The 22021-nt window shown below is 55.9% G+C and carries 20 protein-coding genes and 1 pseudogene; 10 read left to right on the forward strand and 11 right to left on the reverse strand.

All coding sequences use genetic code 11. From position 1 onward, the window contains the following. Window positions 1-853: 853 nt before the first annotated feature. Together B9Z42_RS11340 and B9Z42_RS16135 are read right to left on the reverse strand one after the other, a co-directional pair. Complete coding sequence (locus B9Z42_RS11340; protein ID WP_100133517.1) at window positions 854-1462, reverse strand: hypothetical protein; 609 nt, start codon at window positions 1460-1462, stop codon at window positions 854-856. 319 nt (window positions 1463-1781) lie between these two features. Beyond that, window positions 1782-2309: an opacity family porin gene (locus B9Z42_RS16135; RefSeq protein ID WP_143474080.1), complete on the reverse strand. Its 528-nt coding sequence runs from the start codon at window positions 2307-2309 to the stop codon at window positions 1782-1784. Window positions 2310-2402: 93 nt separating this feature from the next. Here B9Z42_RS16135 and B9Z42_RS11345 point away from each other — a divergent pair, with 93 nt between their 5' ends. From B9Z42_RS11345 to B9Z42_RS11355, 3 genes and pseudogenes are all read left to right on the forward strand, one after another. Beyond that, window positions 2403-2666, forward strand: coding sequence for a helix-turn-helix transcriptional regulator (locus B9Z42_RS11345; protein ID WP_100133518.1), 264 nt, complete (start codon window positions 2403-2405; stop codon window positions 2664-2666). 189 nt (window positions 2667-2855) lie between these two features. Next, window positions 2856-3047, forward strand: a pseudogene (locus B9Z42_RS11350) (cyclic pyranopterin monophosphate synthase MoaC); the annotation flags it as partial. Window positions 3048-3097: 50 nt separating this feature from the next. Beyond that, complete coding sequence (locus B9Z42_RS11355; RefSeq protein ID WP_100133519.1) at window positions 3098-3856, forward strand: glycosyltransferase family 2 protein; 759 nt, start codon at window positions 3098-3100, stop codon at window positions 3854-3856. A 28-nt stretch (window positions 3857-3884) separates the two neighbouring features. Here B9Z42_RS11355 and B9Z42_RS11360 read toward each other — a convergent pair whose 3' ends face one another. The 5 genes from B9Z42_RS11360 to sucC form a co-directional block, all read right to left on the reverse strand. Continuing rightward, a complete protein-coding gene (locus B9Z42_RS11360) occupies window positions 3885-5639 on the reverse strand; it encodes a PglL family O-oligosaccharyltransferase (protein ID WP_158235946.1) in 1755 nt (584 codons plus the stop codon). Window positions 5640-5711: 72 nt separating this feature from the next. Continuing rightward, window positions 5712-6221, reverse strand: coding sequence for a pilin (locus B9Z42_RS11365; protein ID WP_100133521.1), 510 nt, complete (start codon window positions 6219-6221; stop codon window positions 5712-5714). 168 nt (window positions 6222-6389) lie between these two features. Then, window positions 6390-7091, reverse strand: coding sequence for a TerC family protein (locus tag B9Z42_RS11370; RefSeq protein WP_100133522.1), 702 nt, complete (start codon window positions 7089-7091; stop codon window positions 6390-6392). A 122-nt stretch (window positions 7092-7213) separates the two neighbouring features. After that, window positions 7214-8110, reverse strand: a complete 897-nt coding sequence (sucD, locus tag B9Z42_RS11375; RefSeq protein WP_100133523.1) for a succinate--CoA ligase subunit alpha — start codon at window positions 8108-8110, stop codon at window positions 7214-7216. Between the two features lie 13 nt (window positions 8111-8123). Next, entirely contained in the window at window positions 8124-9284 is a 1161-nt protein-coding gene (sucC, locus tag B9Z42_RS11380; RefSeq protein ID WP_100133524.1) for an ADP-forming succinate--CoA ligase subunit beta, read from the reverse strand. Window positions 9285-9423: 139 nt separating this feature from the next. On the opposite strand from sucC, the gene argC reads away from it, so the two are divergent. Then, complete coding sequence (gene argC / locus B9Z42_RS11385) at window positions 9424-10341, forward strand: N-acetyl-gamma-glutamyl-phosphate reductase (RefSeq protein ID WP_100133525.1); 918 nt, start codon at window positions 9424-9426, stop codon at window positions 10339-10341. Window positions 10342-10405: 64 nt separating this feature from the next. On the opposite strand, the gene recX is transcribed toward argC, so the two are convergent. Together recX and recA are read right to left on the reverse strand one after the other, a co-directional pair. Then, window positions 10406-10840: a recombination regulator RecX gene (recX, locus tag B9Z42_RS11390; RefSeq protein WP_369806872.1), complete on the reverse strand. Its 435-nt coding sequence runs from the start codon at window positions 10838-10840 to the stop codon at window positions 10406-10408. A gap of 92 nt (window positions 10841-10932) precedes the next feature. Beyond that, window positions 10933-12054 carry a recombinase RecA gene (recA, locus tag B9Z42_RS11395; RefSeq protein WP_100133526.1) on the reverse strand — a complete coding sequence of 374 codons (1122 nt, stop codon included), beginning with the start codon at window positions 12052-12054 and terminating at the stop codon, window positions 10933-10935. Between the two features lie 140 nt (window positions 12055-12194). On the opposite strand from recA, the gene B9Z42_RS11400 reads away from it, so the two are divergent. Genes B9Z42_RS11400 through B9Z42_RS11410 form a run of 3 tightly spaced genes read left to right on the forward strand, consistent with a single transcriptional unit; the run spans window position 12195 to window position 14890 of the window. Beyond that, entirely contained in the window at window positions 12195-12704 is a 510-nt protein-coding gene (locus B9Z42_RS11400) for a MarR family winged helix-turn-helix transcriptional regulator (RefSeq protein ID WP_100133527.1), read from the forward strand. 36 nt (window positions 12705-12740) lie between these two features. Further along, the gene (locus B9Z42_RS11405) at window positions 12741-13415 is read left to right on the forward strand and encodes a response regulator transcription factor (protein WP_100133528.1); all 675 of its coding nucleotides are present in this window, start codon (window positions 12741-12743) and stop codon (window positions 13413-13415) included. A 35-nt stretch (window positions 13416-13450) separates the two neighbouring features. Continuing rightward, window positions 13451-14890 carry a sensor histidine kinase gene (locus B9Z42_RS11410; RefSeq protein WP_100133674.1) on the forward strand — a complete coding sequence of 480 codons (1440 nt, stop codon included), beginning with the start codon at window positions 13451-13453 and terminating at the stop codon, window positions 14888-14890. Here B9Z42_RS11410 and B9Z42_RS11415 read toward each other — a convergent pair. Together B9Z42_RS11415 and B9Z42_RS11420 are read right to left on the reverse strand one after the other, a co-directional pair. Next, entirely contained in the window at window positions 14887-15543 is a 657-nt protein-coding gene (locus B9Z42_RS11415) for a glutathione S-transferase family protein (protein ID WP_100133529.1), read from the reverse strand. The two genes, B9Z42_RS11410 and B9Z42_RS11415, sit on opposite strands and share 4 nt — an antisense overlap. Next, complete coding sequence (locus tag B9Z42_RS11420) at window positions 15540-16688, reverse strand: ABC transporter ATP-binding protein (protein ID WP_100133675.1); 1149 nt, start codon at window positions 16686-16688, stop codon at window positions 15540-15542. Before B9Z42_RS11420 ends, B9Z42_RS11415 begins: the two co-directional genes overlap by 4 nt. A gap of 48 nt (window positions 16689-16736) precedes the next feature. On the opposite strand from B9Z42_RS11420, the gene B9Z42_RS11425 reads away from it, so the two are divergent. From B9Z42_RS11425 to B9Z42_RS11435, 3 genes are all read left to right on the forward strand, one after another. Then, entirely contained in the window at window positions 16737-18380 is a 1644-nt protein-coding gene (locus B9Z42_RS11425; RefSeq protein ID WP_100133530.1) for an iron ABC transporter permease, read from the forward strand. Window positions 18381-18491: 111 nt separating this feature from the next. Further along, window positions 18492-19562 (forward strand): extracellular solute-binding protein, encoded by a 1071-nt coding sequence (locus tag B9Z42_RS11430; protein ID WP_100133531.1) that lies wholly within the window; start codon window positions 18492-18494, stop codon window positions 19560-19562. 186 nt (window positions 19563-19748) lie between these two features. After that, window positions 19749-22013, forward strand: a complete 2265-nt coding sequence (locus B9Z42_RS11435; protein ID WP_100133532.1) for a TonB-dependent siderophore receptor — start codon at window positions 19749-19751, stop codon at window positions 22011-22013. Window positions 22014-22021 lie beyond the last annotated feature (8 nt).

Genomic DNA, 22021 nt, shown 5'->3' on the forward strand with positions numbered 1-22021 from the left:
CGCCAAGAAGTGGACGATGCCGGTGCAAAACTGGAAGCCCGTGCTGAACCGATTTACGATCCAGTTTGAGGGAAGGATGCCGACGAATTAACACTCGCTCCGTTTACACAAAATTCGGGACACCCTCCAAACCTATGAACTTATGCATCATCCCTGCAGACACGAGAGCTCTTCTTGATGAATTTCTAAAAGGTGCGTAAGCCGTAGGTTTTCGACTCTGGTTAATACATCTATTACTTATAAGACAACCCTCTGGAAACCCGCATGGTTAGTGGGTTTGTTGCTTTTACCTCCAAAAATTAACCCCATATTTGGAGTAAACTTTTAAATATTGCTGTTAAGTTGTTTATTTCAGTCCATTAGATTAATAGGTTTAAAAAATAAACCAACAGACCAAGCAGGCTAATACGTATAAGCGACCGCAGGACTAACTTCAGCAGAACTTATGAAAATTTACACAAACAAACAAGAAGGCAAAGAGATTGGTAAAGACGTACATGCTGACCGTTGTAAACATAGCTATCTAAAGAGTTGTGCCTCTGTCTTACTTGCCTAAAGGCCCTTCAGCCAGACCACATTTATGTGCATTATGCTGACAGATTAAGACTTAATTTATTGATGGATAGTGCTTATAACCATCGTAAAAACCAGCGTCGAAAACACCACAGAACGCTTCAACATAGGTTTTGTTGCCAAGACCACCAGTAACAATCGATGTGCTCTATGGGCCGTTTAAAGCGTCAGGAAGGTAATCGCTAGCGGCATCTCAATGCCATAAGACGTTTCAACATCCTTTTAGCTGTTTTGACTTTCACAGCCAATTACGCATGACCCAACTTACCTACTCGGAAGATTAAAAATACCTTAGCACGAAATTCTTTTCTAAATCAGGGAAAAACGTAGTTCTGTATTCTGATATTAATTTCTTGTATGTGTCTTTCATTGCTGCATCAGTTGCTGCCGAGCCTTTTACTGTTACCTTTTCATCTACTACATATGAATTAATAACCTTACCAGTTTGTTCTATTTCAAAACGGATACGTAAATTTAAACCAAATTCTCGGTCTGCTGCAACTGTGAGAAGACCGACAAACGGTAGTTTTTCTAATGTATCTAATACCCAATAAGAGTCTGCCTTTAGGATGGTTATGATTAAAACCTTATCCGAAGTTACGTCAATTTCGAAACTTTTATTTATAAAATTTGTCAAATCCTCTTCGACTGTTTCTTTTGTTTTTATCGCCGTGCCTATCCCGTTGTACGAAGTTGAGAATACGCCACTTGATTGAGCAGAAGAACTCTCTGACTTGTGCAGTATCTTATATGCGCTTATTCTTTTTCTCTCTTCTATTCTCAAGGGGTTTGTCTTATTGAATGATTCAGACAAATCAACTGTTCGAGGCCCTGCAGCACAACCAGTCAACAAAACAATTACCGCAAATAACACTGTAAATTTGTTCATATTCGGTTATTTCATTAGTACAAAACCATAGGGTTACATTTTCCCATTGGTACCAATTAATTCTCAATACCCTTTAGCGCGCAAGCAATCAGCCATGCACATTGCAGGCCCCATTATTCCGCCACGCGGGTCATAAAATCCACACGTCGCCTTACATTGGTGGTCTACTTCGAACGGAACCGGATTTCCATTTCGGTCTTTCATTGGCTGCATTGATGCGCAACCAGTTAAAGTCAGAGAAATTGTAAAAAGAAATAACCGAATAAAAGTTTTCATAAATTTTCCAAATTTACAAGTCAACGAAGGGACTCATAGGTAATCAAAATTGCTTGCCTATGCTGAGGTTTGCTCCACGAACGCTGTGGAATCCAATACCGAAAACCAAACCAGAAGATGTCTTTGCTTGAAGGCCAACTTCGCCACTTGCAACTACACCAGAAGAATCATTCTGGGTGTAAATCCAACCAGTTGAGTTTGAGCGTGCAAGTGTTTTCTTGTTATTTGTATAAAGTCCAAGACCGACGTACGGTTTTACAGTTTCGCTGGCATCAAAGAAGTACAAGGCATCAAAACCGAGGCTGTTATCGACGCGCTTTTCACCAAGTAACGTGTAATTTGTATGAGGAACTGGATAGTTCAGCACATCAGAGCTGCTGTATTCGGAGTTGAAAACACCACCCAACGCAAAACCCCAATTGCTTGTTCCTTTAAAGCCAATCGCAAGACTAGTTCCTCCACCCTCAGATTTCGGACCTTTACCGATTGCGACCCATGTGTCAGCATTGGCTGCTGTAGAAAAAGTAGTTAGAACGACGGCAAAAGAAGCGATGGTGTTTTTGAATTTCATGTCCGCAAGTTTATATGTAAATGTTATAAGTTTTGTAGGTTACCACAAATAGTCATATTTCGCATATTCTAGATGTGAATAGAGCATTCGAGCATGTCTCTATCCATTCACAGCTCTAGGCACGTACAGCTAAGAAATTGCCTAAAGCAGCTAAGGCTTGATGCAGGACTCACACAAGTTCAGCTAGCACACAAGATGAACCTAGAGCAATCCCAAATCTCTAAGCTGGAGCGAGCGGTTAAGTTTGTGGATGTATGGCTGTTCGTAGATTACGTTACAGCGTGTGGTTTTACTCCAGCGCATGCTATGGAGCTACTAACAACTCCGTTGGTGGAGCCCTACTCTGGTACTAGGTAGCAAGCTGTGCTGACTGGCACCTAGTCTTGATGGCTCTGAAAGCAAACGGCAAACACAGAATCAAGATTTCAAAATATCGTGCTGAAAGTGATAGCATCTACGGAAGGGTAGGAATGAACCTGCTCCAAATTGCTCCACTAACCTGCAGAAAATAGGGGTAAAGAGCAAAATCAAGTCGCATCAACCCACAGCGTGCACTGCACAGCCACGGTGGAAACCGTTGGACAAACCGGCGTCGAGATGGAAGCACTGACCGCTGTGCAAGTGGCGCTACTGACTATTTACGATATGTGCAAAGCGGTGGACCGCGGCATGACGATGACCGATGTGAAGCTGCTGGAGAAGCATGGGGGGAAGTCGGGGAGTTATGTGGCGGGGTGAATACCTAGCAACTTAACCCACCTCTTGGATTTTCAACAAGCCATCGCCATATGCCCACTCTCAGCATCATCATCGCCGCCAAAAACGAAGCGCACAACATTGGCGACTGCGTCAAATCCGCAGCATTCGCCGATGAAGTGATCGTTTTAGATTCAGGTAGTACAGACGGCACTGCCGAAGTCGCCACAAGCGCAGGCGCACAAGTGGTGGCCACCGATTGGCCCGGCTATGGGCCTCAACAATCTCGCGGGATTGGTTTGGCGACATCGGATTGGGTGTTGTCCCTAGATGCCGATGAACGTATCAGCCCAGCGCTTCAAGCTGAAATTTTGCAAGCCATTCAAGAGGCAAAAGCCGATGGCTTTCGTCTACCCCGACTGTCTAGCTTATGCGGGACGTTCATCCATCACGGGGGTTGGCGTCCCGACTACACCTTGCGGTTGGTCAAGCGTGAAAAAGCGGGTTTCACGCATCATTTTCTGCACGCACACATGACGGTCGATGGCACCAAAGCTGATTTAAATGAGAGTTTGATCCATTACAGCTACCGCGATTTAGACGATGTGTTGGAAAAGCTCAATCGATATGCCTCTGGCAATGCGAAAGACCTTGACGCGAAAGGGGTGCGCGGCAGTTTCAGCAAGGCGATCTCACACGGTATTTGGGCTTTTGTGCGTACATATATTTTTAGAGCCGGATTTCTGGATGGCCGTTACGGCTTCATGTTGGCGATCTACAACGCCGAGAGCACTTACTACAAGTACCTCAAGTTATTAGCGCTCCAGGAAGCGCGGGCATCCAAAGCTTAGGTGATGTGGTGAGAGCACTCATACGCTCTCATAACGCTGCTTTTCGACCGGCGTCAAGTTGATCCGTCAATTTCACAACGTCGTCGGTCAACCCCAACAACTTCGCACTGTCTATCGCCTTTTGTACCACCCGAGCTTCTGGTGAGTAATGCATCACGCGCAAAGCCAGCGCATAAGTATCGGCGGCATTCTCAGCCGTAAGAGTGCGGGTGGTGAGGTCGGCAAAGTCGGCTTGGTTGCGAAACAGCCACGACTGCTTGGCGTGGCCCATCGGGTTGTCGCGATACGGGGCATCGCGGGACGCGGCGGGTCGGTAGATTTGTGCCACGCGGTTGTAATCCCAGGCGGCATAGAGGCAGCCCAAAAAGAGAAGGCTGCACACGACCAGTGGCATGTTTTGCTGAAACTGTGTTGGCGGCGATGCAGCAGGCGCACCAACCATCGGCGGGTTGTTGTCATCAACCAAGTCGTCGTTCTCCACTTGACGTGACGGACAGGCCCACACCAAACCCAAACCCAAACCCACGGCCATTTGAAAGGGACCGTACCACAGGGGGTATTCCAACAAACTGTGCAGACCCACCACCAAGAGCACGCCCCAGCCCATCACACGCCATGCATTCGTCTCGCGCCAAGGTTGGCGACGAAAGACCCAAGCCAAGCCTAAGAGAACGGATAGGACCGCAAAAGGTAGCCCAAATTCGACGGCCACATGCAAGGGCAAGTCGTGCGCGTTGTCCAGCAAATCACAAAAACGGGCGCCTGAATAAACTGTCATGAAATGTGCCAAATCGGCCTCGCCCCAGCCCCACCCCAGCCACGGGCGTTGCAAGACCAAGTTGAACATGTTGGACCACAAGACACGCCGGCTCGCGCACATGCCGTAATCTTGGACTTGCCCCGCCACCCGCAAAATCATGCTGGCACCTTGGCTGCCGGTGATCTGCTGGGCCAACATAGGCATCCAAACAGACCACAAGGCCACCAAAAATGGCGCAGCCAATGCCATGCAAAACAACTGTGTTTGGCGCGGCTTCATGGCAGACATTGGCCGCCACGCCCACAACGCAGCCAGCAGGCCCACCAGAACCCACTGCACAGCGCCAGTGCGCGACAAAGAACATGCAACACCAGCCGCCAACACATTGAGCAACATCCAAGGCCATGCCATGCCCCAAAGGCTCTGTTGTGAAACGGTGGTCGCAGGACGCCCCGCCACCCACGCCAAAAGGGTCACCAAACCGATGCTGGTCAAACTGGCGTACTGGTTGCGTTGGCGCAAATTACCAAAGGCATCACCACGCATGGGTTGATTCACCCAAGGGGCCAAGTCACGCGACAAGTCGAGGTATTGCAAAACACCGAGCAAGCTGCTGACCGCCGCTGCGAGTAACCACGCAGCGACCACCCAAGGAAGCAATTCGTTGCTTTGCACAGCCACCCGCCGGCCAACAGCCGTCATCGCCCACACCGTGACCAGCGTGGCCAACAAACCCACCGTCAAAGCGGTATCAACCACCTCGGGCACTGATAGCACTGAGGCAAGCAGTGCAGCTAGCCACACACCGCCGGCCAATGCCCACCCGCGTGGTGAAGGCGTCGCAGACGTACTCGGCAAATCCACCACCAGCAACAACGCACATGCGCTCAACATCCAGCTCAACAACAGCGGAACAACCGCGGTTGATGGGGTGCTGGTGAAAGGGTTCAGCCACGGCAAAGTCAAGCTCAGCAACAGCAAGACATTGCGCGCAGTAGCGGCGCATTTTTCAAAGGAAGGCATGCGATGCATTTTCCTCTAGCCAACCACGAGACGATTTGCCAGCAGTACACGCGCGTGATGCGCGTGCCTGCATCACTTGCAGTCGCTGGGCGCGAACTTGGATTCCAAGGCGTCTGTGCCCACGGTGGTGTCCGCAAACTTGGTGGCGCCTTTGGCCAAGCATTTCCACTGAATCACGCCCTTGATCAACACACCCGTCGCGCTGGGCGTGGGCAAGGCAGACACTGTTTCACCCGACTTGGTGTAGGGCACCAGCACCAAGGTTCCACCGCCCGCAGCCTCAGTGGTGGTGATCGTGATAGCGCCGGTGTTGGCACTGATGTCGATTTTGCTCACACTTTTGGTGGCGCCGTCCCATGCGTAATCCGCCTTGTAGCCAGTGGTGGCATTGGCATTACCGCTGTTGGCCACGTCCAACACCGTGTTTTTAGCCGCGGACGCCAACCCCAAACCCTCACTCACACGGGCACGCACGGTGTAATCTTGGTAAGCGGGCAACGCCACAGAAGCCAAGATGCCGATGATGGCCACCACGATCATGAGCTCAATCAGGGTGAAGCCAAGTTGTCGTTTCGGGTGCATGGTGTTTATCCTAAAAATGAGAGGAATGCGACATCGCCTTGGATTCTAGGCAGCCGTTTTGCACCAAACGCACGGGTTCGAGTTCAAAAAAAAGCGAGCGGTGAAACTCACCGCTCGCTCTTGTTTCAAGGCAGAGGCCGACTGAAGGCCTACACCCGGTCGAAGCGTTTAAGCGTCCGTTGACTCTGAGTGAGCCTTGCGCGAGTCCATGTAACGGCCCCAGCCGATGACAAATGCAGCGCCTGCAGCTGCGCTGGCCATATGAAACCAAGGGTTGGCTGCAGAGAAGTCACGCAGCAACACGTCGCTGGCCACGGTCTCACCACCCACCCAGCCGATCAACGCCGCACCGGCCGTGATGATGACGGGGAAACGCTCCATCAATTTGATCATCATGGAACTGCCAAACACCACCAAAGGAATACTGATCGCCAAGCCGATGATCAACAGCACTTGGTCGCCTTTGGCTGCCGCTGCCACACCGATCACGTTGTCCAAACTCATCACCAGATCGGCAATCAAAATGGTGCGAACAGCCGTCATCATGCTGGAATTTTCTTTGGCTTCGCCTTCATGCTCGTCTTCACCAGCCAACAGCTGTGTACCAATCCAGAGCAACAAAATGCCACCAATGACCTGTAAACCTTGCAATTCAAGCAACCAAGCGGCCACGATGGTCAAACCAATGCGCAGGGCCACGGCAGCGCCGGAACCAATCATGATGGCTTGCTTTTGTTGGTGCGGGGGCAAACCACGCGCCGCCAAAGCGATCACCACGGCGTTATCGCCCGATAAAAGAATGTTGATCCAGATAATTTTCAGCAAACCCACCACAAATTCTGGGTTTTGAAAGCTTTGCAAAAAGTCCATAAGAGTTCCGTTTTTGTTTTGTAGAGGTATGACCCAAACTGAATGGGTATTTCAGGCAGCCGCAAATTGTAACGGGCCCGACAAAGCGGGCCCGTTGCTATGACTGCGGACGCAGCAATCGCTTACTTCAACTGTGCTTTGAGCAATTTGCCCAATTCAGAAGGGTTGCGTGTGACGATGAAGCCGCACTCTTCCATGATGGCCAACTTGGCATCTGCCGTGTCGGCGCCACCAGAAATCAAAGCACCTGCATGGCCCATGCGCTTGCCGGGAGGGGCAGTCACACCGGCGATGAAGCCCACAACGGGCTTCTTCATGTTGGCCTTGCACCACATGGCGGCTTCGGCTTCGTCTGGACCGCCGATTTCACCGATCATGATGACGGCGTCGGTGTCTGGATCGTCGTTGAAAGCTTGCATCACTTCGATGTGCTTCAAACCGTTGATCGGGTCGCCACCGATACCGACGGCGCTGGACTGGCCCAGACCCACTTCGGTCAACATCGCCACGGCTTCATAGGTCAAAGTGCCCGAACGGGACACCACGCCGATGCGGCCTTTGCGGTGGATGTGACCAGGCATGATGCCGATCTTGATTTCGTCAGGCGTGATCAAACCCGGGCAGTTGGGGCCGAGCAACAAGGTGCGCTTGCCGCCGGCGGCTTCTTTGGCTTTCATCTTGTTACGGACTTCAAGCATGTCACGGACGGGAATGCCTTCGGTGATACAGATGGCCATGTCGAGGTCGGCTTCAACGGCTTCCCAAATGGCTGCAGCTGCGCCTGCTGGGGGCACGTAGATCACCGAAACCGTCGCGCCAGTTTCTTTGGCAGCGTCTTTGACCGTCGAGAAAATTGGCACGCCGAAGATGGACTCTCCAGCTTTCTTGGGGTTTACGCCAGCCACAAAACAGTTTTTGCCGTTTGCGTATTCGATGCACTTTTCAGTGTGAAATTGGCCGGTTTTGCCGGTGATACCTTGGGTGATGACCTTGGTGTCTTTGTTGATGTAGATAGACATTTTTAATTCCTAATCACTTCACTGCCGCAACGATTTGCGTTGCGGCTTCGGCCATGGTGTCGGCGGAGATGATGGGCAGACCGGAGTCAGCCAACATTTTCTTGCCCAGCTCGTCGTTGGTGCCCTTCATGCGCACCACCAGTGGCACGGACAGGTTCACTGCACGGCAAGCGGTGATCACGCCAGTTGCGATGGTGTCGCACTTCATGATGCCGCCGAAGATGTTGACCAAAATGCCTTTGACATTTTTGTTCGCCAACATGATCTTGAAAGCTTCAGTGACTTTCTCGGCTGTCGCGCCGCCGCCCACGTCCAAGAAGTTGGCGGGCTCGCCGCCGAACAACTTGATGGTGTCCATGGTGGCCATGGCCAAGCCAGCACCGTTGACCAAGCAACCAATGTTGCCGTCCAAGGAGATGTAGGCCAAGTCAAACTTAGAAGCTTCCACTTCAGCAGGATCTTCTTCGTCCAAATCGCGGTAAGCCACGATTTCTGGGTGACGGAACAAAGCGTTGGCATCGAAGTTGAACTTCGCGTCCAAAGCCATCACGTTGCCTTTGCTGTCGCGGTTCAGTGGGTTGATTTCCACCAAAGAGGCGTCAGTTTCCATGTAGCACTGGTAGAGCTTCTTGAAGATGTCCACGGCTTGAGCGGTGGAGTCTGCAGGCATGCCGATGGCGTCTGCAATCTTCTTGGCTTGTGCATCGCCCAAACCGGTCAACGGGTCGATGAACTCGGTGATGATTTTTTCAGGGGTGCTGTGTGCCACTTCTTCGATGTCCATGCCGCCTTCGCTCGAAGCGATGAACGCGAGCTTTTGGCTGGCGCGGTCAGTGACGATGGACACGTAATATTCTTTGTTGATGTCGGCGCCGTCTTCGATGTAGAGGCGTCGCACTTTTTGACCTTCAGGGCCGGTCTGATGCGTCTTGAGCTGCATGCCCAAGATCTCTTCGGCCAAACGCTTGACGTCGTCGATGGTTTTAGCCACCTTCACGCCGCCGCCTTTACCGCGACCACCCGCGTGAATTTGGGCTTTCACGACCCAAACAGGTCCGCCCAATTTTTGAGCGGCTTCGACCGCTTCTTGAACCGTGAATGCTGGGATGCCGCGGGGTACTGGCACACCGAATTGACGCAAGATTTCCTTGCCTTGGTACTCGTGAATCTTCATGAGATCTCTCTTAAGAATCGATAGATTTATGTTAGGTCTAAGCCCTCAGAAATGTATCATGCTGCGGTGCGTCAACCTTCGGGCAGGCTTACGACCACCCTCAGATTTCCATTTCATTTCCATTTGACTTAGACAAACCATGGCCAAAGTTTTCATTGACGGCGAAGCCGGCACCACCGGACTGCAAATTCGCGACCGTTTGGCACACATGCCCAGCATCGAGGTGGTCAGCATTGACCCCGCGCTGCGCAAAGACCCACAAGCCAAACGCGACCTGATGGCGCAGGTGGACTTGGTGATCTTGTGCCTGCACGACGACGCAGCCCGCGAATCGGTGGCCATGATCAACAGCCTGTCGGGCAAGCAACCCAAAATCATCGACGCCTCCACCGCGCACCGCGTGGCCCCCGGCTGGGTGTATGGGTTTCCAGAATTGGCCGCTGGCCAGCGCGAGGCCGTGGCCCAAGCCCAACGCGTGGCCAATCCCGGTTGCTACGCCACCGGTGCCATAGCCTTGCTGCGCCCCTTGGTTCAAGCGGGTTTGATCCCTGTCGACTTCCCTGTCTCGCTACCCTCCGTCAGTGGTTACTCAGGCGGTGGCCGCACCATGATTGAAGACTACGAAGCGGGCAAAGCGCCCTTGTTTGAGGCCTACGCTTTAGGTTTGGAGCACAAGCACATTCCAGAAATCATGGCCAACACGGGCTTGACGCGTCGTCCGTTGTTTGTGCCCGCCGTGAGTAATTTCCGCCAAGGTATGTTGGTGCAATTGCCTCTGCACCTCGATTTGCTGCCCGGCCAACCCAAAGCCGCCGATTTGCATGACGCGTTGGCTGCGCATTACGGCAACCACCCAGACAGCTGGGTCAGCGTGCAACCCGCCACCGACAACGGCAAGCTCGACGCCACCGCGTTGAACGACACCAACAGATTAGAGATTCGCGTGTTCGCGAACGAAGCCCATCGCCATGCCGTGCTCATCGCACGTTTGGACAACTTGGGCAAAGGCGCCAGCGGGGCTGCGGTGCAAAACTTGCAGTTGATGCTGGGCGTTTAACGCAGCGCTTTGCATGGGCATCAGCGCTGCGTGCACATGCACCCACAGCGCTGACTTCTTGTTGCTAGAAGTCTTCTGCGCCCGCAACCACTTTGCGCACGACCTCAGGCGCAAAACCTCGGCTCACCAAAAAACGTATCTGCTTGGCGCGGGCTGCCTGATCTTCAGGCGGCTCGCCAAATTTCTTGCGCCAGACCTCACGCGCGCGCTCAAGCTCGGTGCTGCGCATCGCTTGCACAGCTTCGGAGATGGCCTCTGCAGGCAGCCCCTTGGCTTGCAACTCTTGACGCACCCGGGATGCACCGAGCTTGAGCTGGCGTCGGTTGACCACCGACTCCACCACCCGTTGTTCGTTGATGAAGTCTTTGGCCGCTAAAAAATCCAGCGCTTGCGCCAACTCGCCGGGCGTTTCTTCAAACGCTCTCAGCTTGCGCTCCAGTTCTTGGCGCGAGTGCTCACGCATGGACAGCAAGCGCAGCGCTCGCCCTTTGAGCGAAATTTGAAAACCTTTGGCCTTTTGGGCCTTGGGTTCCTCGCCGTCATCGGTTGCGAAGTCGCTGCTCACGGAACTACCTCTCGGACTGTGACGTCTTAAGCCACCACGCCATCGGCATCAGCGCCTTTGGCCTCTTTGGGTGCCTTCGCTGCCTTGGGGGCTTTTTCTTCTTTACCCGCTGGGGCGTCCACACCACCGGCCAGCAAAGGAATGCCCAACGAGTCGCGCACTTTGTTTTCGATCTCGAACGACAACTCGGGGTTCTCACGCAAGAACTCACGGGCGTTGTCGCGGCCTTGGCCGATCTTTTCGCCGTTGTAGGCATACCAAGCGCCCGACTTCTCGATCACCTTGGCGTTCACGCCCATGTCGATGATTTCGCCGTGGCGGCTGATGCCCTCACCAAACAAAATGTCGAACTCGGCGGTTTTGAACGGGGGCGCCACTTTGTTTTTCACCACTTTGACTTTGGTTTCGTTACCAATCGCCTCTTCACCCTTTTTGATGGTGCCGGTGCGACGGATGTCCAAACGCACCGAGGCGTAGAACTTGAGCGCGTTACCGCCCGTAGTGGTCTCAGGCGAACCAAACATCACGCCAATCTTCATACGAATTTGGTTGATGAAGATCACCGTGCAGTTGGTCTTCTTGATGGAAGCCGTCAATTTGCGCAGCGCTTGGCTCATCAAACGGGCTTGCAGGCCGGGCAATGAATCGCCCATGTCGCCTTCGAGTTCAGCCTTGGGGGTGAGGGCTGCCACCGAGTCGATCACAACCAAGTCAACTGCGCCGGAACGCACCAAGCTGTCAACCACTTCCAAAGCCTGTTCACCGGTATCAGGCTGGCTGATCAGCAACTCTTGCAAATTCACGCCAAGTTTTTGGGCGTATTGCGAATCCAAAGCGTGCTCGGCATCCACAAACGCGCAGGTGCCGCCTTGTTTTTGCATCTCGGCAATGACTTGCAAGGTGAGGGTGGTTTTGCCCGATGACTCCGGGCCGTAGATTTCAATCACGCGGCCGCGGGGCAAGCCGCCGACGCCCAAAGCGATGTCCAAACCCAGCGAGCCCGTGGACACCACTTGGATGTCGTCGATCACTTCGCCTTCGCCCAAGCGCATGATGGTGCCCTTGCCGAATTGTTTTTCAATCTGCGCCAAGGCGGCTTGCAGGGCTTTGGCTTTTTCGCTGTCGGGGGCTTGGGTTTTAGCGTTCATGAAAATCTCCGTTGAGGTGGCACATAAAGGGGTTGATCCAGCCACTGTTTACTTCAACAGCTGGATGCTTGACCAGTACTTTAACGCAAAGTCAAAACAGAAAAAGACTTTTTAAAGTCAGTTTGCCTTACTATATAGAAATGGCTATTCAACCCGCTTTTTCTCACCCCCAAGACTGGCGTCAAACCCACCTCGGCCGGCTGCTGGGCCACGCCATGCGGCGGTTCGACGCACGCGTGTTGCATTTGATGGCGAACAACGATGACGTGCCACTGGCCCTGTCCAACCTCGCCGCACGCGCGCAAGTGAGCGCCGCGCACATTCACATCACACGCCACTTGAGCTTGCAAGGCTCACGCTTGAGCGAGTTGGCGGTGAGTGCGGGCATGACCAAGCAGGCCATGGGCGACTTGGTGACACAGTGCGAGGCCTGGGGCTTGGTGCAGCGCACGCCCGACCCGCAAGATGCCCGCGCGCGGCGCATTGTGTTCACCGAAACAGGCTTGGTTTGGCTAAGTGCCTTTGAGCGCGCAGTCGCGCAGGCCGAAGTCGAGTTCCGGCAAGAGGTGGGGGGCGACGTGGCCACCGTGGTCAGCTTAGGGTTAGAGGCCTATGCAGGCGCGTACGCGGACCTAGAATCAACGGCCTAATTCCCCTAAAAATACGAACAAAGTTGGAGACACATCATGCGCATTTTGATCGCTGAAGACGACTTGGTCTTGGCCGATGGCCTGCTGCGAACCCTGCGCGCCTCAGGCGCTGCGGCTGACCATGTGGCCAGTGGCACCGAAGCGGATGCTGCCTTGATGACCACCGATGAGTTCGACCTGCTCATCTTGGACCTTGGCCTTCCCAAAATGCATGGCTTAGAGGTGCTCAAGCGTTTGCGCTCGCGTGGCTCTGCCATCCCCGTGTTGATCTTGACTGCTGCCGACGGTGTGGAAGAGCGCGTCAAAGGCTTGGACTACGGCGCGGACGACTACATGGCCAAGCCCTTTTCGTTGCAAGAGCTCGAAGCCCGCGTGCGCGCCCTCACACGTCGCGGCATGGGCGGCACCAGCTCGTCCATCAAGCACGGCCCGCTGATTTACGACCAAACCGGCCGTGTTGCCACCATCGACGGCAAGATGGTTGAGTTGTCGGCCCGCGAACTGGGTTTGCTCGAAGTGCTGTTGCAGCGCGCAGGCCGATTGGTCAGCAAAGACCAATTGGTCGAGCGCTTGTGCGAGTGGGGCGAAGAGGTGAGCAACAACGCCATTGAGGTGTACATCCATCGCCTGCGCAAGAAGATCGAGAAAGGCCCCATCCCCATCGCCACCGTGCGCGGCTTGGGCTATTGCCTCGAAAAAATCCCAGGCTAATCGCCCTACGAGTTCAACACGCCTAATTCGCCATGGTGAAGCTTTTTCAGCGCGAACAGCGCTCACTGTTTGGCGAAATTCTGGATTGGATGCTGACCCCGCTGCTGCTGCTGTGGCCGGTGAGCTTGGCCCTGACCTGGCTGGTGGCGCAAAACATCGCCGGTCGCCCCTTTGACCGCGGCCTGGAATACAACGTGCAGGCCTTGGCTCAGCTGGTCAAAAGCGACCAACAGCGCATGGTCTTCAACCTGCCACTGCCCGCCCGAGAAATTTTGCGGGCTGACGAAGCCGACTTGATTTACTACCAAGTGGTGGGCACCAAAGGTGAATTTATCAGTGGCGAACGCGACTTTCCCTTGCCCCCCGACGAGCTCAAACCCCTACCCGGCGAAGTGCTGTTGCGCGACGACGAAATGCGCGGTTCCGAAATTCGCGTGGCCTACACCTGGGTGAGCGTGGTCACACCCGGGGCCAAACCGGTGCTGGTGCAAGTGGGCGAAACGCTGGAAAAACGATCGGTGTTGGCCACCGAAATTATCAAAGGCGTGATGCTGCCGCAGTTCGTCATCTTGCCGCTGGCGGTGTTGCTGGTGTGGCTGGCTTTGGCCCGGGGCATTCAACCGCTGAACTTGTTGGAAGAGCGCATTCGCCTGCGCAAACCCGATGACTTGAGCCCGCTGGATGACCACTCGGTGCCCCTCGAAGTCGCGCCGCTGGTGGCCTCCATCAACGATTTGCTCACGCGGCTGAAAGAATCCATCGCCACCCAAAAGCGCTTTTTGGCCGATGCCGCGCACCAGCTCAAAACCCCGCTCGCTGGCTTGCGCATGCAGGCGGACTTAGCGCAACGCCAAGGGGCCAGCGCCGATGAATTAAAGCAATCGCTGAAGTTGATTGGCTTGGCCAGCGTGCGCGCCACGCACACGGTGAACCAGCTGCTGTCACTGGCCCGCGCCGAAAGCGGCAGCACCCACATTGCCCGCAGCCCCTGCAATTTGGTGACGCTGGTGAGCGACGTGATTCAAGACTCGCTGCCACGCGCCATGGACAAACACATCGACCTCGGCTACGAAGGCGTGGACGCGGCAAGCACGGGCGTGCGTGTCAACGGCAACGCCACGTTGCTCAAAGAATTGGTGCGCAACTTGGTCGACAACGCCATCAACTACACCCCGTCCACGGCTGAGCAACCCGGCGTCATCACCGTGCGTTTGCTAAGCGACCGCTTTGGCAAAGTCGCGGTGTTGCAGGTGGAAGATTCAGGCCCGGGCATTCCCCAAACCGAGCGTGATTTGGTGTTTCAGCCGTTTTACCGCGCCTTGGGCACGGGCGCGGAAGGCTCAGGCTTGGGCTTACCCATCGTGATGGAAATTGCGCACCAGCACGACGCTACGGTCGTGCTGGAAGACGCAGCACCAGGCAAACCCATGCCGGGTGCGCGCTTCACGGTGCGCTTTTCTAACGCCCTGCTTTAGGCCTTGAACAAATTCAGCTGCAAGCGCTCCCGCTCCATCACGCGCTGAACGGGCGGATGTGACGCCACTTGCTGCACAAACGCCCACAGGGCGGAGTAGCCCTCAGGGTTGATGCCAGACATGCTGCCCCAACGGGTCAAAGTCAGCGCATAGGCGTCAAGCGGACCGAACTGGGCACCTGACAACCACGCATCGCCATGCGCTTGGGCGTCGGTCACCAAGGTTTGCAACTCGACCAGGAGACCACGGTAGGTTTCCACCGCAAAGGCCTTGATGTCCGCCTGCACGTCGACTGACGCGCTAAATTTGTTGGGCAAGAACACATGCATGAACGTCGTGTGAACGGTGTTGTTCATCCATACAAACGCTTCGAGCGCTTTGGCACGCGCCAGACCAGCGGCGGGCAAGAAGCCCATCTGCGGAAACTTGCTGTCCAAATACATACAAATCGCCACGACCTGCGTGACGGCTTGCCCCTCGTCCACCAACACAGGCACTTGGCTGCGTGGGTTGATGGCCTTGTAGGCGGCGTCGTATTGCTCCCCCTTGTGCAGCTTGACCAGGGTCGGCTCATAGGCAGCGCCGCTGGCTTCCAGCATGCAATGCGGCACAAACGAACAAGCGCCAGGGGCAAAGTACAAAGTCAAGCTCATGGTCGCTCCATCAAACGAATAGGTTGGGTGGCGGACTTTTCAGCACAGGGCATGCTGCACAAGTCTTGGCCATTGATCTGGCAAATGCGGTTGAAGGTCACCACATGGTCCACCTCGGCACGAATGCCAATCCACTCGCCGACGGTATGGTCATGGTGGCTGGGCACATGGGCCATCACCGTTTCGCCAGTTTTCAAGCGCAGGGTGTACAAGAACTCTGACCCACGAAACGCTTTGCGAATGATTTCAGCCTTCACAGGGGCATGGTCGTCATGCACGATGTCATCGGCGCGCAACAACACATCACACTCGCCGGAAGCGAAGGTACAAGGCAAAGGGCACTCGGACACATCGGTGAGGTCACCCACCGCCGTGTGCACCACAACTTGGCCGTTTTCTTCACTCAAGGTGGCTGGCGTGAAAACGCCGTGGCCAATGAACTCCGCCACGAACCTTGTCGCAGGGCGGTGGTAAAGCGTGTAGGCGTCGTCCCATTGGTGCAAGCGCCCTTCGGACATCACGCCAATGACGTCGCCAATGGCAAAGGCTTCCATCTGGTCGTGGGTGACCAACAGGGCGGTGGTTTGTGCTTCTTTCAAAATGGCGCGCACTTCGAGCACCAAGCGCTCGCGCAGTTCGACATCCAAATTAGAAAAGGGCTCGTCCAGTAACAAAAGTTGAGGCTGCGGGGCCAAGGCCCGCGCCAGCGCGACACGCTGCTGCTGGCCTCCGGACAACTCGTGCGGAAAGCGAGTCGCACTGCTGGCCAAACCCACCAAAGCCAAGACCTCGCGCGCACGGGCTTCACGGGTTGCGCGGGATAAGTGGTGCAAGCCAAAGCTCACGTTGTCGTAGACCGACAAATGGGGGAACAGGGCGTAATCTTGAAACACCATGCCAATGCGTCGCGACTCCGGCGCCACATGCTGCGAGGTGCTGCTGACCACCTGTTGCGCGAGTTGGATTTCCCCTGCACTGACGTGTTCCAAACCCGCGACCGCCCGCAACAAGGTGGTTTTGCCGCATCCCGAGGGACCAATCAACACACCGATTTCACCCGCATGCAACGCAAAGGTGACCCCATCGACCGACGCACGCGCGCGATCTGGGTAACTCACCTGTAGTTGGGCAACATCTAAAAACATAAAACGCATTGTAGGGAAGGGCCTTCCAGCCCCTCCCTACAATCCCGCATGGCTTTTGATACACAAGGTTTTTTTCGCCGAACAGGAAGGGGGGCAGCACTGTTGCTGTTGCCGCTGCTGGCCTTGCTGCTGGCGTTGCCCGTGCTGACCGTGCTCGCCTCTTGGCTGCAATGGAATCCAGCCTCCGCGCAAATTTTGTTAGAAATGGCGCAAACCGTGCTGCCCGATTACGCCAGCACCACCTTGCTGCTGTGCGTGTTGGTCAGTGTGGGCGTCATCAGCATGGGCACGGTGTCGGCCGCTGCAGTGACCTTGTTTGACTTTCCCATGCGGCGCAGTTTGGAGTGGGCCTTGTTGCTGCCATTGGCCATGCCCGCCTATGTGGTGGCCTACGCTTACACCGACTTTTTGCAATTCAGCGGTCCGCTGCAAACGGGCATTCGTGCGACGTTTGGCTTGGAAGGCCGCGTGGTTCCTGAGGTGCGCAATGTCTGGGGTGCTGCGTGTGTGTTCACGCTTGCGCTCTACCCCTATGTGTATTTGCTGGCCCGCACCGCTTTGTCTGAACGTGCCAACCACTTGATGGAAGCGGCCCGTTTGCTCGGAGCCCCGCTGACGCGGCGCATCGTTCGGGTGGCACTTCCCTTGGCCAGACCCGCCATTGCTGCGGGCACCGCACTGGCCTTGATGGAAACCTTGGCAGACTTTGGCGTGTCCAGCTACTTTGGCATCCAAACCTTCACGGCTGGCATTTACAAGGCGTGGTTGGTGATGGACAACCGTATCGCCTCAGCCCAATTGGCCACCTTGCTGCTGATCGTTGTGGTCGTGCTCTTGGCGGCGGAACAACGGGCGCAATCGCGCTTGCGTTTTTCCAGCGCGCGTTCCGATCGGCAAAGCAGCGAATCGCAGCCCTTGCGGCTCAAAGGTTTCTCGGCTTTTATCGCCTGGGTTCTGTGTGTGATGCCTGTGCTTTGTGGCTTTGTGCTGCCCATTGTGTTCATGCTGCGCGCCTTGTGGCTGGGCACTGACGATGTGGCGCTGCCTTGGGCACGTTTTGCGCAATGGTCCATCACCAGTTTGTCGCTGGGTTTGTTCACCGCGCTGCTAGCCGTCGGGGCTGCTTTGTTGCTGGCTGCGCAAGCGCGCTTGCAACCCAATTGGCTCACGCGCCAAGCCCGCTGGGTGGTCAGCCTAGGCTACGCGGTGCCAGGTGCCGTTATTGTGGTGGGCTTGTTGCTGCCCACGGGTTGGGTGCAAGCCACGTGGCCCAATTCGGGCGTTGGGTTTTGGCTGACCGCGACCGTGCTGGGCTTGGTCTGGGCCTACTTGGTGCGCTTTGTCGCCGTGGCCTTGCAGTCGGTGCAAAGCGGCTACGCCCGTGTGCCCGCCAGTTTGGACGACAGCGCGCGCATGCTGGGTGTCTCAGGTTTAGCGCTGGTGCGCCGCGTGCATTGGCCTTTGCTGAAAAAACCCGTCGCAGCCGCCACCTTGTTGGTATTGGTAGACGTCATGAAAGAGCTGCCCGCCACCTTGGTGCTGCGCCCTTTCAACACGGACACCCTCGCCGTCATGGCCTACCAACTGGCCCGTGACGAACGCTTGGGGGAGGCTGCTTTGCCCTCATTGGCCCTGGTGCTGGTGGGCTTGCTGCCGGTGATTTTGTTAAGCAGAACCTTGCGCCGGTCGTGACCCCCGTGGGTCCTAGGCGCGCTGACACAAAGGTCTTTGGCTCAAGTTTATTGAGAACGATTCGCATTTGGTATAGACTTCATCCAAGTTTCTTTCTTGGAAGTTGACACCATGCCCCGCATTCTCACCACCTTGGCTTGCGCTTTGACCAGCGTGACGGCCGCCTTGATCACTGGCTTTTACGCACCTGCCGTTTCGGCTCAGACCTCGGTGCTCAACATTTACTCAGCCCGGCATTACCCAACCGACGAAGCGCTGTACAGCGACTTCACCAAAGCCACGGGCATACAGATCAACCGTGTGGACTCTGACGACGCCGGCATCGTGGCTCGCCTGAAAGCTGAAGGCAGCGCGTCCCCCGCCGACATCATTTTGTTGGTCGATGCCTCGCGCTTGTGGCGCGGTGAGGTCGATGGCTTGTTCCTCCCCATTCAATCCAAGGTGCTAGAGGCTGCCGTCCCTGCCGAGTTGCGCGCCAAGCCCGCAGACAACGGCGCAACGGCTTGGTTCGGCCTGTCCACACGCGCACGCGTGGTGGTGTACGACAAACTCAAAGTCAAACGGGAAGATGTTGACACCTACGAAGAGTTAGCCGACACCAAAAACAAAGGCAAGCTGTGCATCCGCTCTGGCTCGCATCCCTACAACCTGAGCTTGTTTGGCGCGATGACCGAACACCTCGGGCCTGCTGCCACGGAAATCTGGCTCAAAGGCATGGTCGACAACATGGCTCGCGCACCCAAGGGCGGTGACACCGACCAAATCAAAGCGGTGGCCAGCGGCGAGTGCGGCATTGCGGTGACCAACACCTATTACTTGGCGCGTTTGATGCGCTCGACCAACCCCGCCGACAAAGCGGTGGCCGAGCGTGTGGGCGTGGTGTTCCCCAACCAACAAAGCTGGGGCACCCATGTGAACGTGGCTGGTGGCGCAGTGGCGCGTTACGCCAAGAATCCAACCAACGCCGTGAAGTTTTTGGAATACCTCGTCAGTCCCGCAGCACAAAACCATTTTGCCAACGGCAACAACGAGTGGCCCGTGGTCAAAGGTCTGAAGCTAGACAACCCTGCCCTCCAAGCCATGACCGGCGGCAGCTTCAAGAGCGAGCTGGTGCCCATCAGCGCCGTGGGCATGAACCAAATCAAGGTGCAACAAATGTTGGACCGCGTGGGTTTCAAATAAGGCCATCGATGCGCGGCTGACACGGCGGCGCTCGACAAAACAGGCACACACCAGGCGCGCCTCGCGCCTGACTTTTTCGGCCAGCCAACAAACCCCGTGTTTGTCGCCCTCAGTGCAAGGGCGTGTAGCCAGCCTCTGATCACACCTGCCGAAATTTTTCGGCCACCTTCATCAGGAGCTTGTTCCATGGCGACCACCCGTTCGCGGCTCAACCGACGCCGCTTGTCTTTCTCTGCGCCTCGCACAGCACCCATGCAAGCTGCGCAGCCCTCCAAACTCTTGCCATTAGGCGCCATGTTGTTGGCGGCCAGTTTGGCAACGACTGCACATGCACAAGCTGAGAAAACGCTCAACACCGTCACCGTGCGCGAGAAGGCAGAAATGGCGGAAGGCAAAGACAGCCTGCGCGCCACCGAAACCAGCATCGGCAAAGGCAAACAGCAACTGCGCGACATTCCTCAGTCCATCACCGTGGTCACCGAAAAACAGCTGGATGACCGCAACCTCGACACCGTCAAAGACGCCCTCAAACAAACCGCAGGCATCACGTTTCAAGCGGCCGAAGGCGGCGAAGAAGACATTCGCTTGCGTGGCTTTGCACTGTCCACCACGGGCGATATTTTTGTGGATGGATTGCGCGACCCCGCGTTCTACGACCGCGACACCTTCAACCTCGACCGCGTGGAGCTCTTGCGCGGCTCGGCCTCGATGTTGTTTGGCCGCGGCTCCACGGGCGGTGCGGTCAACTTGGTCAACAAAGTGCCGCGCTTGATGGACGAGAACCAGATCGACATGACCGTGGGCAGCCACACCCACCGCCGCGTGGTGGGTGACTTCAACCAACAAACGGGCGAGAGCTCGGCCCTGCGCGTGAGCGCCATGAAGACCACCGCAGACAACAACGGCGCGGGCAGCAGCATTGACAAACAAGGCATCGCCGGCAGCTACCGTTGGGGAATTGGCGAGCGTGACGAATTCACCGCCAGCCTCTACCGTTTAGAAAACAACAACGGCATCAATTACGGCATGCCGTGGATCAAACCGACCAGCGCCAGCCCAGCCAGCACCACCACGCTATTACCCGTGAGCCCCACCAGCAATTACGGTATGGCCAGCGATTACAACAACGGCACTGCCACCTATGCCACCCTGGCACACACGCACCGCTTTGACGGCGACACCGAGCTGACCACCCGCGTGCGACAAGGCAGCTTCACCCGCGACCAACGCGCCAGCACCCTTCGCACCAGCGCTGCGTTGGACACATTTGGCACATCGTCCACGCTCACCCGCGGCACACAAAACAAAATTCAAGACCTGGGCACGCTGTACGTGCAAAGCGACCTCAGCAGCAAATTCACCGCCTGGGGTGTGAAGCATGAAGTGCTCAGCGGCGTGGACGTTGCGCGTGAACAAAAAACCGTCTATGCCGCGCGCACCACTGCACAAGGTTTAGGCGGCGTGGACTTGGTCAAACCCAACACCACCGTGGGTACGCCCGATGACGGCGCATGGGTCAACGAAGCGTCAAGGGCTTTGCGCGTCAACAACCAATACACCGCGACGGCTTGGGGCGTGTACGCGCAAGACTTGGTGCAAGTGGCACCGCACTGGAAGCTCTTGGGCGGCTTGCGCTACGACCGCCTCAAAGGCAACTACGACAGCTTTGCAGCTCCCGCCAACGGAGCCAACGCTGTAAACGGTGCCATGAGCCATTACCAAATGGAAGTGGGCGAGTGGAGCAAACGCGTAGGCGCATTGTTCCAACCCAGCGAGCGCGAGTCGTACCACTTCTCAGCCGCCACCTCGTTCAACACCTCGGGCGATGCTTACTCACTGGGCGCTGGCAACAAAGACGTACCGCCCGAGCAAAGCATTAACTTAGAGCTGGGCGCGAAGCTAGATTCCGCTGACAAAAACTTCAGCACGCGCTACGCCTTGTTTCAATCCACCAAACTGAACGAGCGCAACACCGACCCTTTGCAACCCGGCGTGACCGTGTTGTCGGGCCGTCGCCATGCGGCGGGTTTAGAAGCCGACATCACCGGCCGGCTGTCTCCGCGCTGGGACGTGTTTGGCTCCTTCATGTGGATGCCCGTGGCCAAAATTGATGTGGGCGGCCAAGGCGCCGAAGCGGCGGGCGCACGGCCATCACTCACCCCGCGTGTTAGCGCCACGCTGTGGAACACCTACCAAATCAACGGCCAATGGCGCGTGGGTGCAGGCCTGAATCACCGTGGTGCGCAAACGCCCAACCGCAACCCAGGCTGGGAAGCCCCCGCCTTCACCACCGCCGATGTGATGGCCGAGTACCGCGTCGACGAGAAACTGACCTTCAAGGGCAACGTGAGCAACCTCACCAACAAGCTCTACGCCGACCAGCTGTACAGCGGCCATTACGTGCCGGGTGCTGGGCGCTTGGTGCAGGTGACGGGCTCTTACAAGTTCTGAGTTTCAAA

Source organism: Limnohabitans sp. B9-3 (assembly GCF_002778325.1).
GTDB lineage: Bacteria > Pseudomonadota > Gammaproteobacteria > Burkholderiales > Burkholderiaceae_C > Limnohabitans > Limnohabitans kasalickyi.

Excerpts from the sequence above, each read along its gene's own strand:
- B9Z42_RS11340 (WP_100133517.1), bottom strand. The coding sequence starts at position 1,462 with ATGAACAAATTTACAGTGTTATTTGCGGTAATTGTTTTGTTGACTGGT.
- B9Z42_RS16135 (WP_143474080.1), bottom strand. The coding sequence starts at position 2,309 with ATGAAATTCAAAAACACCATCGCTTCTTTTGCCGTCGTTCTAACTACT.
- B9Z42_RS11345 (WP_100133518.1), top strand. The coding sequence starts at position 2,403 with ATGTCTCTATCCATTCACAGCTCTAGGCACGTACAGCTAAGAAATTGC.
- B9Z42_RS11355 (WP_100133519.1), top strand. The coding sequence starts at position 3,098 with ATGCCCACTCTCAGCATCATCATCGCCGCCAAAAACGAAGCGCACAAC.
- B9Z42_RS11360 (WP_158235946.1), bottom strand. The coding sequence starts at position 5,639 with ATGCCTTCCTTTGAAAAATGCGCCGCTACTGCGCGCAATGTCTTGCTG.
- B9Z42_RS11365 (WP_100133521.1), bottom strand. The coding sequence starts at position 6,221 with ATGCACCCGAAACGACAACTTGGCTTCACCCTGATTGAGCTCATGATC.
- B9Z42_RS11370 (WP_100133522.1), bottom strand. The coding sequence starts at position 7,091 with ATGGACTTTTTGCAAAGCTTTCAAAACCCAGAATTTGTGGTGGGTTTG.
- sucD (WP_100133523.1), bottom strand. The coding sequence starts at position 8,110 with ATGTCTATCTACATCAACAAAGACACCAAGGTCATCACCCAAGGTATC.
- sucC (WP_100133524.1), bottom strand. The coding sequence starts at position 9,284 with ATGAAGATTCACGAGTACCAAGGCAAGGAAATCTTGCGTCAATTCGGT.
- argC (WP_100133525.1), top strand. The coding sequence starts at position 9,424 with ATGGCCAAAGTTTTCATTGACGGCGAAGCCGGCACCACCGGACTGCAA.
- recA (WP_100133526.1), bottom strand. The coding sequence starts at position 12,054 with ATGAACGCTAAAACCCAAGCCCCCGACAGCGAAAAAGCCAAAGCCCTG.
- B9Z42_RS11400 (WP_100133527.1), top strand. The coding sequence starts at position 12,195 with ATGGCTATTCAACCCGCTTTTTCTCACCCCCAAGACTGGCGTCAAACC.
- B9Z42_RS11405 (WP_100133528.1), top strand. The coding sequence starts at position 12,741 with ATGCGCATTTTGATCGCTGAAGACGACTTGGTCTTGGCCGATGGCCTG.
- B9Z42_RS11415 (WP_100133529.1), bottom strand. The coding sequence starts at position 15,543 with ATGAGCTTGACTTTGTACTTTGCCCCTGGCGCTTGTTCGTTTGTGCCG.
- B9Z42_RS11420 (WP_100133675.1), bottom strand. The coding sequence starts at position 16,688 with ATGTTTTTAGATGTTGCCCAACTACAGGTGAGTTACCCAGATCGCGCG.
- B9Z42_RS11425 (WP_100133530.1), top strand. The coding sequence starts at position 16,737 with ATGGCTTTTGATACACAAGGTTTTTTTCGCCGAACAGGAAGGGGGGCA.
- B9Z42_RS11430 (WP_100133531.1), top strand. The coding sequence starts at position 18,492 with ATGCCCCGCATTCTCACCACCTTGGCTTGCGCTTTGACCAGCGTGACG.
- B9Z42_RS11435 (WP_100133532.1), top strand. The coding sequence starts at position 19,749 with ATGGCGACCACCCGTTCGCGGCTCAACCGACGCCGCTTGTCTTTCTCT.